The organism is Pantoea sp. ME81 (assembly GCF_903970985.1).
GTDB lineage: Bacteria > Pseudomonadota > Gammaproteobacteria > Enterobacterales > Enterobacteriaceae > Pantoea > Pantoea communis.
Genome location: NZ_CAJCKS010000152.1, coordinates 1 through 11,758 on the forward strand (window position 1 = coordinate 1; position 11,758 = coordinate 11,758).

At 54.4% G+C, this 11,758-nt stretch carries 12 protein-coding genes, 3 tRNA genes and 1 pseudogene; 2 read left to right on the top strand and 14 right to left on the bottom strand.

What is annotated here, in order from left to right; all coding sequences use genetic code 11:
• The 11 genes and pseudogenes from H7A81_RS21225 to H7A81_RS21275 all read right to left on the bottom strand — a co-directional run.
• Positions 1-379, bottom strand: a pseudogene (locus tag H7A81_RS21225) (AMP-binding protein); the annotation flags it as partial.
• Positions 376-936 carry a hypothetical protein gene (locus H7A81_RS21230; RefSeq protein WP_166931909.1) on the bottom strand — a complete coding sequence of 187 codons (561 nt, stop codon included), beginning with the start codon at positions 934-936 and terminating at the stop codon, positions 376-378. The gene H7A81_RS21230 and the pseudogene H7A81_RS21225, both read right to left, overlap by 4 nt.
• An 8-nt stretch (positions 937-944) precedes the next feature.
• On the bottom strand, positions 945-1,199 hold the full coding sequence (locus H7A81_RS21235) for an acyl carrier protein (protein ID WP_034820249.1): 255 nt from the start codon (positions 1,197-1,199) through the stop codon (positions 945-947).
• Positions 1,200-1,210: 11 nt separating this feature from the next.
• Positions 1,211-1,468, bottom strand: coding sequence for a phosphopantetheine-binding protein (locus tag H7A81_RS21240; RefSeq protein WP_034820252.1), 258 nt, complete (start codon positions 1,466-1,468; stop codon positions 1,211-1,213).
• Between the two features lie 3 nt (positions 1,469-1,471).
• Positions 1,472-2,272: a 1-acyl-sn-glycerol-3-phosphate acyltransferase gene (locus tag H7A81_RS21245; protein WP_182058639.1), complete on the bottom strand. Its 801-nt coding sequence runs from the start codon at positions 2,270-2,272 to the stop codon at positions 1,472-1,474.
• Complete coding sequence (locus H7A81_RS21250; protein WP_182058640.1) at positions 2,262-2,993, bottom strand: beta-ketoacyl synthase chain length factor; 732 nt, start codon at positions 2,991-2,993, stop codon at positions 2,262-2,264. The genes H7A81_RS21245 and H7A81_RS21250 overlap by 11 nt, the downstream gene beginning before the upstream one ends.
• 198 nt (positions 2,994-3,191) lie before the next feature.
• Complete coding sequence (locus H7A81_RS21255; RefSeq protein WP_097119582.1) at positions 3,192-3,584, bottom strand: hypothetical protein; 393 nt, start codon at positions 3,582-3,584, stop codon at positions 3,192-3,194.
• Between the two features lie 231 nt (positions 3,585-3,815).
• Positions 3,816-5,186: an efflux transporter outer membrane subunit gene (locus H7A81_RS21260; protein WP_182058641.1), complete on the bottom strand. Its 1,371-nt coding sequence runs from the start codon at positions 5,184-5,186 to the stop codon at positions 3,816-3,818.
• A complete protein-coding gene (locus tag H7A81_RS21265; protein ID WP_166931921.1) occupies positions 5,183-6,271 on the bottom strand; it encodes an HlyD family secretion protein in 1,089 nt (362 codons plus the stop codon). Before H7A81_RS21265 ends, H7A81_RS21260 begins: the two co-directional genes overlap by 4 nt.
• Positions 6,268-7,947 (bottom strand): MFS transporter, encoded by a 1,680-nt coding sequence (locus H7A81_RS21270; RefSeq protein WP_034820282.1) that lies wholly within the window; start codon positions 7,945-7,947, stop codon positions 6,268-6,270. The genes H7A81_RS21265 and H7A81_RS21270 overlap by 4 nt, the downstream gene beginning before the upstream one ends.
• Positions 7,948-7,949: 2 nt before the next feature.
• Positions 7,950-8,381 (bottom strand): MarR family winged helix-turn-helix transcriptional regulator, encoded by a 432-nt coding sequence (locus H7A81_RS21275; RefSeq protein ID WP_182058642.1) that lies wholly within the window; start codon positions 8,379-8,381, stop codon positions 7,950-7,952.
• A gap of 486 nt (positions 8,382-8,867) precedes the next feature.
• Between H7A81_RS21275 and H7A81_RS21280 the strand changes: the two genes are divergently transcribed.
• Together H7A81_RS21280 and H7A81_RS21285 are read left to right on the top strand one after the other, a co-directional pair.
• Positions 8,868-9,125: a biofilm/acid-resistance regulator YmgB/AriR gene (locus H7A81_RS21280; RefSeq protein ID WP_034820289.1), complete on the top strand. Its 258-nt coding sequence runs from the start codon at positions 8,868-8,870 to the stop codon at positions 9,123-9,125.
• A gap of 151 nt (positions 9,126-9,276) precedes the next feature.
• Complete coding sequence (locus H7A81_RS21285; protein ID WP_182058643.1) at positions 9,277-10,773, top strand: SulP family inorganic anion transporter; 1,497 nt, start codon at positions 9,277-9,279, stop codon at positions 10,771-10,773.
• Between the two features lie 490 nt (positions 10,774-11,263).
• Here the strand turns inward: H7A81_RS21285 and H7A81_RS21290 are convergent.
• The 3 genes from H7A81_RS21290 to H7A81_RS21300 form a co-directional block, all read right to left on the bottom strand.
• Positions 11,264-11,349 (bottom strand) — tRNA-Leu (locus H7A81_RS21290).
• An 11-nt stretch (positions 11,350-11,360) separates the two neighbouring features.
• Positions 11,361-11,434: transfer RNA gene (locus H7A81_RS21295), tRNA-Cys, on the bottom strand.
• Positions 11,435-11,476: 42 nt separating this feature from the next.
• A tRNA-Gly gene (locus H7A81_RS21300) sits at positions 11,477-11,552 on the bottom strand.
• Positions 11,553-11,758: the final 206 nt, after the last annotated feature.

Here is an 11,758-nt window from a genome sequence, read left to right on the forward strand (position 1 = left end):
GTTCGGCATTTTCGGCGATGGCAGGCAGTTCGCCCAGCGCCAGTGCACCGTCCCAGCGCAACTGTGGCAGGGACACCGCCAGCGGCATATCGCTGATCACGCCATCCAATTGTTCTGCCATCTCTTCCAGCTGCGCGGCCCGACAATGTCCGGGGATCACCGGGGTTTTACCGGCATGCCATAACGCCAGCAGCGCAGCCGTAAAGTGATAACTGTTATCGAAGCATAGCGCCCAATGCTGGCCCGGCAGGCGCTGTACTGTTTCCACTAACGCCATCACCTGCTGGCGCATTTCCGATAACCAATGCTGTTGCTGCCCTTGCCAGGCCACGACACGATCCGGCGCTTCGAGCCAGTCGCGGATACTCACCACCTTCATGCCTTGTTCCTCATACGCTGACGCAGCAGCCATTCGCCGCCCATCAGCGTGCCCATCAGCAGATAGCTGATGCACCCATTCCAGAGTGTCCACAGCGAGAGATCATTGAGCAGGCAAGTGGCCAACGCCACGCTGCCGTTAAAAATGAAAAAACCACACCATACCTGTGTCACGCGCCGCGTATAGCGCACGGCCCGCGCGGGCAAATCCGCTTCACGCAGCCGCGCTAAACGCTCGACCAGCGGCATTGGGCTCCACAAAGATGTGCCAAACAGCAGCAGCATCAGCCCATTCACGACTACCGGATACCACAGCAACAAATGCTGACTGCGCAACAGCATGCTGGCGAGGCACAGTAAGGTCCCCACCAGCGCCAGCGACAGCATCACCCGCCCCATCGCGCCCTGCGCATGACGTAACTGCCAGATGCGCCAGCCAAACAGCAGGGCTAACACAGCAATCACGCCGCGCCATTGCGGATGGGTGACGGCAAGCCACACCAGAAACGGCCAGGCCAGCAGAGCCAGACCATTTATCAGGCGCAGAAAGGCTGGCATGCCGGAAATCAGGCTTCGTCGCGCATCAGTTGATCGACGGCATCCACCACATCCTGCACGGTGCGAACCGCACGGAAGGCTTCAGGTTTGATTTTACGGCCGGTGCGCTTTTGCAGGTGCACCACCATGTCCACCGCATCAATGCTGTCGAGTTCGAGATCTTCATACAAACGGGCATCCGGGCGGATATCATCGGCATCAATTTCAAACAGCGAGGTGAGCAGCGAGGCCACTTCCTGGTAAATTTCGTCTTTATTCATCATTTTGACTGTTCTCAGGCTTGCTGTTGTTCAACAAACGCGGCCAGCGTGGCCACGGAAAAAAAGTGCGCGCGTAAGGTTTCGCTTTCTGCGGAAAGCTGTACGCCGAAGCGATTTTTCACCGCCAGTCCCAGCTCAAGGGCATCGATTGAATCGAGTCCCAACCCTTCGCCAAACAAGGGTGCGTCGGTTTCTATATCGTCCGGGCTGATATCTTCCAGATTCAGCGTGTCGATAATCATCAGTTTGATGTCGTCAATCAGTGCTTGCATAACTTACTTTGTCTCTTCAGGGACCAGTGCCTGTTGCAGGTGACGCGTCAGGCGACGCGCGGCGAGCGGCTGCGCATCTTCTTCGGCTTCACTGAAGGCCTGGCTATCAATACGCGATTGTACGCGTACAGTAAAAACGGGTTTAACCAGCGGAATCTGATACCAGCGACTTTGCTTATCGAGCATACGCTGGGTGCAGCTAATATGTACCACGCGCAGATCGCATCCGGCACGCACCGCGATATTGGCGGCACCGCGTTGCAGCTTTAACGGTTCACCGTAACGGGTACGCGTCCCTTCAGGAAAAATCAGGATGGTATCGCCGCGTGCTAAACGCTGCTGGCTATCGGGCAGCAAGGTATCGGCTTCGCTGTTAATCAGGTAATCGGCAGATTTGATCACGCCATTAAAAAAAATGTTGTGCTGCAGTTCGGCCTTCACCAGACAATCCATTTCCGGCAGTACCGAGGCAATCATCACGTAATCAATTAATGAAGGATGATTGGCGACGATCAGGCAGCCGCGATCCTGGCGCAGTAACTCGGCACCAATAATCCGATAATCGTAGACACCAACAAAGCGACAGAAGCGCAGGAAACAGCGGAAGCTCCACGCAATGCTGCTGCGTGCAATCTGACGACGACGCAGGCCATCGCGCTGAATCAGCAACAGCAGGTTAAACCAGGTCACAGACAACAGCAGACCGCCCACGCTGAACAGCGTAAAACTCACGGCAGTCATCATCAGTCGCCAGTAAAAGTTGCAGCCAGCACGCCAGCGCAGGGCTAACGAATTATCCGCCATGATGACGCTCCCAGTGCCACAGGTGACGTTCACCGGCAATCGTCATTCGTTCGTCACCTTGCAACATCGCCTGCAGGAATTGCAGACTTTGCGGCAAAGTCTCGGCTGCGGGGCGCGCGGGCTCTGCTGTGCAGCGCCACTCATTGCCGGATTGCAGCAACAAAGCCACCGCGTAAGGGGCGTTGAAGCGGTCAATTTCGGGTAGCCACGGCTGATAATAGGCAGGTACTACGCCGTCAAAATCCACCAGCAGCACCTGCGCGTAGCCCGCCTGATGCAAAGCCGCGACCTCAAGCAAACCCTGTTGAAAACTGTCCATGCCCGCTGAAATTGACGAAGAAACCAGCGGCTGTCGCGCCGCAATGGTTAAACTCCCCACCGCAGAGTTGTGTACGGACATGGCAAAATCGGTCGGAGAGAGCGCCTGCTGATCTTTTAACGCCGTGAGTATGCGCAGATTACGTTCCAGCTCACCGTGGCGGCTGGTAAACACAATGGCATCCACCGTTTGACGTGCCAGTAGCGCCAGCCCGCTTTCCACAGCCGCACGGCTGCCCGCACTCAGGCGGCGTGCAGTCATCATCGGCAAAAATTGGGGTTTGGCGATCGGTAGGGTGGCGTCCAACGCGGTTTGCTGTCCGGCCCAGTGCTGCCACTCATCGGCAGTGCTGTGACCTGGTGCAATCGCGTGCCAGTCAACCAGGGTGTAAGCGAGTTTCATACCTGTATTCTTTCTTCAGCCTCAGGGATGGTCAGATTTTCGCTGTGCGGCATCCCTTCCCTGCTTGCGTTCGAGTCCGTCATCCGTCTCATGCGAATGTCGCCGATTAACAAGGCGGGCACGTGGCCCGCCTGTTTTTCTCTTTCGGCAGCGTTAGCGCTTTCTTTAAAACATTATGTCAGCGATCACGCATGGCGCTTATTTTACGGCCTGAACCGCAAGACGCGTCTGAATACCCTGGTTCAGATTCTGAATCCAGCGGTTGTAGTTACGATGGATCTGGCCACTGCCCGCTTTCAGATTGGTACTGCTCACGTAATCAATGCGGTAGCTGTTTGCAGCATAAGTGATGCGAATGTCGGCCGTATGACCGCGCTCGGACAGCTTACCGTTCATCACGCCTGGGCCTGCCGGGGAAATCACCCAGTGGTTGGCCGCACCGGCTTCAACAATGGCGCGCTGCATTTGACTATCCGTGTAGCTCTGCCCAACGGTCTGGCTCACGTTCTGAATGGGCGCGGTGCGCGGTGCGCAACCCGTCATTAATGCCGCTGTCACGATTAAGGCAAGCGCCGCTTTTTTATTCATCATTTCCTTTGTTTCCCCTGTCGTAGCCAATCACCACAAATGGCGACCGTGTGCGTAATTGAACTTGCACTGATCCGTTCAGACTTTGTAAAGCGCGCGAATAATACCACTATATGTAAAGACAAGTAAAAAAAAGCACGAATGACTTAAGCAGCGCCTCATTTCATGGCAAAAGCAGAAATTGCCGGGTTTACAGCGTAAAATCTGCCGCAAAACCGGCTTGTGGCATGATGTTTAGCCCTGCCAGCCGCCGCCGAGCGATCGGTAAAGATCGATTTGTGCGAGCAACAGAGTGTTTTTCACTGAGACAATATTGAGCTGAGTGTTAAACAAGGTGCGCTGCGCGTCCAGTTCATCCAGATAAGAGGCATAACCGTTCTGATAACGATTACGTGCGATGCGGTATGCTTCTGTCACATAGCCTTCTTGCTTCTGCAATTCCGTCAGCTGTTCCTCACTGCGGCGAATGGCATCCAACGCGTTATCCACATCCGAAAAGGCACCGCGTACCACTTTCTCATAGCCATAAAGCGCCTGGTTACGTGCGGTCATCGCCACATCCACCTGCGCCGTCAGTGCTTCGCGATTTAATAGCGGTGCGAGAATGCTGCCGCCAATGCTCCACAGGCGGAAGGGATTGTCGAGTAACTGATGCAGTTGAAAACTTTGCAGCGTGCCGGTCGCCGTCAGATTAAGTGAAGGCAATAAATCGGCCTGCGCCGAAGCCAGCGAGGCATCCGCGGCAATCAACTGACGCTGTGCCTGCACGATATCCGGGCGGCGGTTGAGCAGCTGAGAAGGCAACAACGCCGGCAGCGTCTGCGGTTTGATATGGTCGAAGTTGCGGGTACGGGCAATCTCGCGCGGATTCATGCCCACCAGCACGCTGAGTGCATTCTCTTGTTGTTCGATTTGATGCTGTAACTGCGGCACCTGCGCTTTGGCGGTCTGATATTCCGAAGCCGCCTGCATCCACTCCAGTCGTGAGGTATAGCCGGTTTCAAACTGGCGCTGCGCCAGATTTAACGAGTTTTCACGCGTGGCCAGCGTCGCTTCGGTGACACGCAATTGTTCGTCCAGCGCGCACAAACTGAGGTAACCGGAGGCCACCGAACTGGCAACCGTTAATTCAGCCGCTGAAGCTGCAGCACGCTGGGCATCCAGAGACGCTTGCGAAGCAAGAATGCTGTTGCTGCGACTGCCCCAGAGGTCTACGTCATAGTTTGCCTGCAGCAGTCCCTGGAAGACGGCATTCTCATACGGTTGCCCGGTTACTGCCGACAATGCGCGCTGGTGTGTGGCGGCAACCCCGGCGGATAGCGTGGGGAAATTATCCCCCTGCGCAGCACGCAATTGCGCGCGGTACTGATCGACCCGTGAACGGGCAATCAGGATATCGCTGTTATGTTGCAATGCCTGATTGACTAAATGATTAAGGTTATCGTCGCCAAAGCGTTGCCACCACTGTGCTTCGGGAGCTGCCGACGGGCCAACCTGCTGGCGCCAACTGTCCGGGATCGGTAAGGATGATGGGGCCTTTTCCACTTCTGTCGCGCAGCCGCTGACCATCAACGTCATCAGCGAGGCGAAAATTAACCGCTTCATGGCGCATCCTTGTGCGGCTCTGCTGCAGTATCAATATTGACTTCAACCGACATGCCGGGACGCAATTCTTTAGTATCGCCGAGGATTTGAATACGTACCGGAATACGCTGTGCGATCTTCACAAAGTTACCGGTGGCATTGTCCGGTGAAATTGCACTGAATTCCGAACCGGCGGCGGGGGAAATAAATTCAACCCGGCCGTCAAAACGCTTGCCGTCCAGTGCATCAACCCGAATCGTCACGGGTAATCCTGGACGCACACGTGCCAGCTGTGTTTCTTTCAGATTGGCGATCACCCATTTGTTATCCGGCACCACTGATGTCAGGCGCGTGCCCGCCGTGACATAGGTCCCTTTACGCACCGACAATTGTCCCAGCTGTCCGCTGTCGGGCGCGATAATACGTGTATTGGCCAGATCGATATTGGCCAGTTCCAGCGCGGCTTTGGCACTGGCTACATCGCCTTCCAGGGAACCGCGATTCACGATGACCGTTTGTAAACTCTGCTGCGATACCGCAACCTGCGCATCTGCCTGGCGAAGTTGCGCTTGCGCCTGCGCGTTAGCGGCACGCGCTGCGTCACGTTCACGCACGGAGAGCGACCCATCGGCCGCCAGATTTTCTACACGCTTCAGGTCAAGGCTGCTTTTCAGCGCCTGGGCTTTGGCATTCTCCAGCGCAGCTTTATTGCTGAGAATATTGGCTTCCGCACTGCGGCGTTGCTGTTGGTTATTGTTTTGCGCAGCGATTTTCATATCCAGCTGCGCTTGCGCCTGATGCACGCGCTGGCGATAGATACGATCGTCAATGGTCATCAGTAACTGCCCTTTGGTGACCGGTTGTAAATCCACCACATTCACGTCGGTCAGATAGCCGCTGACCTGCGGGCTGATAAAGGTGACCTGCCCGCGCACATAGGCGTTCTCCGTTGACTGAATCGTGCTGGTAAACGGCCACAGCTGCCAGGCGTATAAAATCACCAATACGCCAACGATCACGATGCCGCTGCCGAAAGCGATGGAAAGAATGCGTCGGCGGTTGGCGCGTTCGCGCTCCGCAGCCTGAATATCGTCCTGTTGGCTCATGAATTCTCCGTCGGGTTTGAAGCTTGCTGACGCTGTTCCGTCAAATTATGGCGTGCCTGACGCCAGTTGATATAACGCAGCCGCGTCAATCGCCACAGCACCCACATCAGGGTGATCAGCGCCATCGCGGCAGTCAATAAATAGGTGTCGTTGTAGGCCAGCACGTTAGCCTGGAGTGTGGCCACAGCTTGTAGCTGGCTGCTGCTCTGCGCGCTGAGCAGAACGTTGTCGGGCAACTGGCTGCTAAACAATGAACTGTATTGGCTGAGGCGCTCGATGACATTGGGATCAAGCTGTGACAGCTGATCGCCCAGCAGGCTGGAGTGGTACTTCTCCCGCCACGTCTGGAAGGTGCCGAGTATAGCCGAGCCAATCAGCCCGCCCAGATTTTGGCTCATGCCAAACAGCACCACAAAACTCACCAGATTTTTCGGCTGCGTCACCACACCGCCAATCCCTAACAGCATCGCGGGCGCGAGGAAGAACGCGCTGCTAAAGCCGAGTAAAAACTGGCTGACATACAAATTGTTGCCGCGTGTCACTGGGCTGGATTGTGCATCCATGTACGAGGCGATGATCATCACCACCAGCGAGGTGACAATCGGCCAACTGAGATGCGTCGGTTTGATGGTCAATGCACTGGCGATCATGCCAAAAATCACCCCAGCGATAATCGCTAAAGCCAGGCCACGCATCTGGTCATTCAGCAGCCCAAGCTGTTGCAGGAAGCCCACCGCGCCGGTGTTTTGCTCGGCCAACACAATGCGCATCATGATCATCACAATGCCCAATCGCACAATCATGCCGTTACTCAGCCATCGGGTGTTAATCAACGGATTCGCGCGGTTATGTTCCACCACCACTGCCGCAACAATCAGCACCAACGAAAGGGCTAATGAAATACCCAACCACGGCGTGGTAAACCACCACTCGATACGGCCCAGTGATAGCACGCCGCACAGCAGTGCCATGCCGGGTGCCAGCAGGATAAAGGTGACAAAATCCATCTTTTCAAAGGCCTTGATACGATCGCCCGGCGGCAACTTCACCACCAAAACACATCCGAGCGCTATCATCGCCAGCCCTAACTCAAACAGATAAAGACCGCGCCACTCTTCCAGCTGGAGCAATTCGGTAGAGAATAAACGGGCGAGCGGGATCGCCAACTGCGATGCGGTGATGCCGATCACCAGGGCTTTGAGTCGGTGTTTCGCCGGCCAGGCCTGAATTTGGTAATAGATACCAAGGGAGCTAAGCGCCGCGCCCACCATCCCGTGAGCGGTGCGCACAATAATGGCGGAACTGAGATCGTTGGCCAGGATATGGAAGAACGCCACGATGACGTAAAGCACGAGAAAAGCTTCGGTAAACAACCGCAGGCCAAACTGCTGACGAAATTTAACCAGCAGCAGGTTGATGGAAATGTTGCCCATCACGTAGACAGCCGGCAGCCAGGCAATCTCATTGCTGTAAGCGCCAAAGGTGCCCTGAAGATTGGTGAGATTGGCCGTCACCAGCGCATTACTGAGCGCGCCGGTGATGGAGATCAGCAGTCCAATAATGCCAAACGCCACGCGCTTTGAGGGCGAGTGGATTGGGGTGGAAGGTGAACCCGGCAGCATCGGTTTTTCATGAGGTAGCCATTCACGTTGTGCATAAGGATTGCGTTTTGCCACGATTAGATACTTCCCAGTCGAGCCAGCAGATGTTGCAAAACCTTCTCGGTCACTGCCAGCGCTTCAGGATCGATGTCTGCCAGCAACTGTGCGCGCAAGCTGTCTGCCTGGGTTTTCACTTCAGCAAACGCGACGCTGCCCTGCTCGGTCAACACCAGCAGGCGTTTACGGCGATCCTCTTTCGGCTGCACGCGCGCCAGTAACTGCTGTTTTACCAGTCGATCTACCAGTGGCACCACGCTCGCTTCTTCTAATCCCAACAGTTGGGCCAGCGCTTTCTGGGTCGGCGGCTCCGTGGCCGTGGCCACTGTGGCGATGGCCATCCAGCTGCTCATACTTAAGCCACTCTCTTTAAGGCGACGATCGACTGCCAGCCGCCATGCATGTGCCGTAAGATGTAATAAACGCGAAAAAGGTTGCGGATAGTCACTCAAAACGTAGTAGCCTAATGATTAGAGACCTAACTAAACAAGTGCGTTATTATAAACAAAGTGTCAGCCTGATGAAAAGTTTGCTTACATTAGCACTGTAGTTCGCGCGCCTCTGCCCTTCCACTCAGTTCTCAAATAGATACGGCCTGCCACAAAGCCTATCCCTGTACAGTTATTTTGTATAAGTTTCGTGTAAATCAAATTATTTAAATCGCTGATAAATAACAATAAGCACAAATCCCTCAAAAATATCATTGTACAAGTTAAGGTTCATTGTATAAGTTTATTTCCCGTGAGCCAGCGACTGGCTCCGTAACGAATGATGCACTTTGCGTCGCCTCTGAAGGTGTTTTTGGATTTCCACCTTCAGAGGTGTCTTTTTTGCGTTGGTTGATGAGTTTGGGTCTTACGCGCCTGTCCGCGCGTAAGTTTTTTCATCATGGAACTGAAGGCCAGGTTGCCATCAGACCGATCTGAAGGGCTTCATACATGCAAAACGCCGCCACCAGCAGTGACGCTATCGCTGACTACTTTAAACTCGCCGGTAACAGCGACAGCACCGAGATGGAAGTTTTCGGGCAGATCATCGCTGAAATCCTGCAAGCCGGCATGCCGGTCACCAATAAAGCCATCATCGCTTCGCTGATTAATCGCCTTGAGATGGAAAGTGATGTGATCCAACTGGATATTTATCGTCATCTTCTCGAACTGGTGGTTAACAAAACGCCTGACGATCTCTCGGTGTAATACCGGATTCCAGGGACGGAATCACTCTCTTCTTCGCTCTCCCGCTAGCTTCATCCCTCAATGCCCGCTAACATCATCCGCGTTTAGTGTCCAACTGGTTGCTGCCATGCCGTGACGGTATGCGCAAAATAATAAAAGAGCCTGCACATTTATGAGCCCATCTACAGAACACGCCCCTGCGGCGAACGATATTACCGTGGGCAGCGTTTTACGCTCGCCTGCGCTGCTTACCCGTGAGTGTCTGGCGGGAGTGATTACCGCACTGGCACTGATCCCGGAAGTGATCTCCTTTTCTGTTATTGCGGGTGTCGATCCCAAAGTGAGCCTTGTCGCCTCGGTGGTGCTGTGTCTGACCTTGTCGATTTTAGGTGGCCGCCCAGCCATGGTCACGGCAGCAGCGGGATCGGTGGCACTGGTGATTGGACCGATGGTGCACGCGCATGGGGTTGAATACATTCTTCCTGCGGTAATCCTCGGCGGTATCATTCAGATTATTTTTGGTCTTGCCGGGCTGTCCCGCATGATGCGCTATATTCCGCGTTCAGTGATGCTGGGCTTTGTGAATGCGTTGGGCATTCTGATTTTCTTCGCGCAGGTTCCCCACGTCTGGGGGCAATCGGGATTGGTATGGGTGCTGTTTGCCGTGACCCTGGCGATTGTGCTGCTGTTACCCAAAATCCTGAAAAGCGTCCCGTCACCGCTGGTCGCCATTGTCGTCGTCACCGGGGTGGCGTTGTTGCTGGGTTATCGCGTGCCTAATGTGGGCGATGAAGGGCCAATGAGTTCAGGCTTGCCCGGATTTACCACGCTGCTGGTGCCGTTTAATTTACAGACGTTACAGATTGTCTGGCCTACCGCGCTGAGTATCGCCTTCGTGGGTTTGATGGAATCTCTGCTCACCGCCAAACTGGTGGACGATATTACCGATACGCCTTCAGGTAAGCGCCGCGAGTCCTGGGCACTGGGTGTCGGTAATATTTTGGCCGGTTTTTATGGCGGTATCGCTGGCTGTGCCATGATCGGTCAGACCATTGTTAACGTTGAGCTGGGCAAAGCACGCACGCGCATCTCAACCATTGCTGCAGGTATTGTGCTGTTGCTGCTGGTCACCGGACTGAGTCAGATCATGGCGCAGATTCCTATGGTGGTCCTCGCGGCCATCATGATGGTGGTCGCAGTGAAAACTGTTAACTGGCACAGCCTGCAACCCGCCACGCTAAAACGTATGCCGTGGTCAGAAACCTCGGTGATGGCCCTCACGGTCGTGGTCACCGTTTGGACAGGCAACCTGGCGCTGGGCGTATTGATTGGCGTCATCCTCGCCATGATGCTGTTTGCACGTCGTATTGCCCATGTTATCCATGCTGAACGCAAGTTAAGCGATGACGGTGAACAGGTCTATTACACGGTGCGCGGCCCGCTGTTCTTTGGCAGCAGCAATGATTTATTCGAACATTTCGATTACGGGCACGATCCGAAAGTCGTCACCATTGACCTGACACATGCACAAATCTGGGATGCATCCAGCGTCGCGGCACTGGATGCCATTGAATACCGCTATCAACGCCACGGTGCAACGGTCACGGTTATCGGGCTGGATAATCGCAGTAGCAATTTCCGCGATCGCCTGAGCGGTAACCTGGGGTGATGATTTTAATGAAGTGAGTCTGAGTCACTTCATCCAGAATGATGATTCTCTGAGCTGTCATCTCCAACGAACTGACAGCTTTTTTATGTGCTTGAGTCAGCGAGAGATCAACTACGCTTAGGAGGCAACGCCTGGTTGCCCGAAGAAAGGACGTTATTGATGAAGCATTTTTTCGCTGGGATGATGATTATCACTTGTCTGGCAACGTTAATAGGCTGCCAGCAATCCGACAGGCCAATTGGGCCAGATGGACGCCCCAACGTGCCCACCGAGCAGCCTATTCCGGGCGGGCCGATGAGCAAAGGGCCTGTGGGGCAACCGCAAGCTTAAGGTTAATCGTGCCCGAGAGCAGTTGAGCAGTTGATATCGTGGATTGATACTGGAATGGGTATTCGGAAGTGAATTGCAGGCACAAAAAAACCGCCCTTGGGCGGTCACGACATTACTGCATATTGCTTTGATTTTATTTGGTTTTAGCGACTACTAAATATGGTACCCGGGGCGGGACTTGAACCCGCACAGCCATAAGCCGAGGGATTTTAAATCCCTTGTGTCTACCGATTTCACCACCCGGGCAGGGTGTAAATTGGAGGCGCGTCCCGGAGTCGAACCGAGGTAGACGGATTTGCAATCCGTTGCATGGCCACTCTGCCAACGCGCCTTTATTCTGATGTGTCATCCGTTAACAACGGAGGACTAAATTTGGAGCGGGAAACGAGACTCGAACTCGCGACCCCGACCTTGGCAAGGTCGTGCTCTACCAACTGAGCTATTCCCGCAATTCACCGAACTCGCTGATTTTATTCAGCTTCTTGCAGACTCGCTGCCGTTCGATGCGATGCATTCTACTTATCTGACGCAATGAGTCAATAGAATTATCCACACAGCGCGTCCGTTTGCTGCTTTTTAAATCGAATGTTCAAGCTACCATCCAGATACCCTCGTCCGCGGTTTAAATACATACCGTAAGACGTAGTCATGGGGA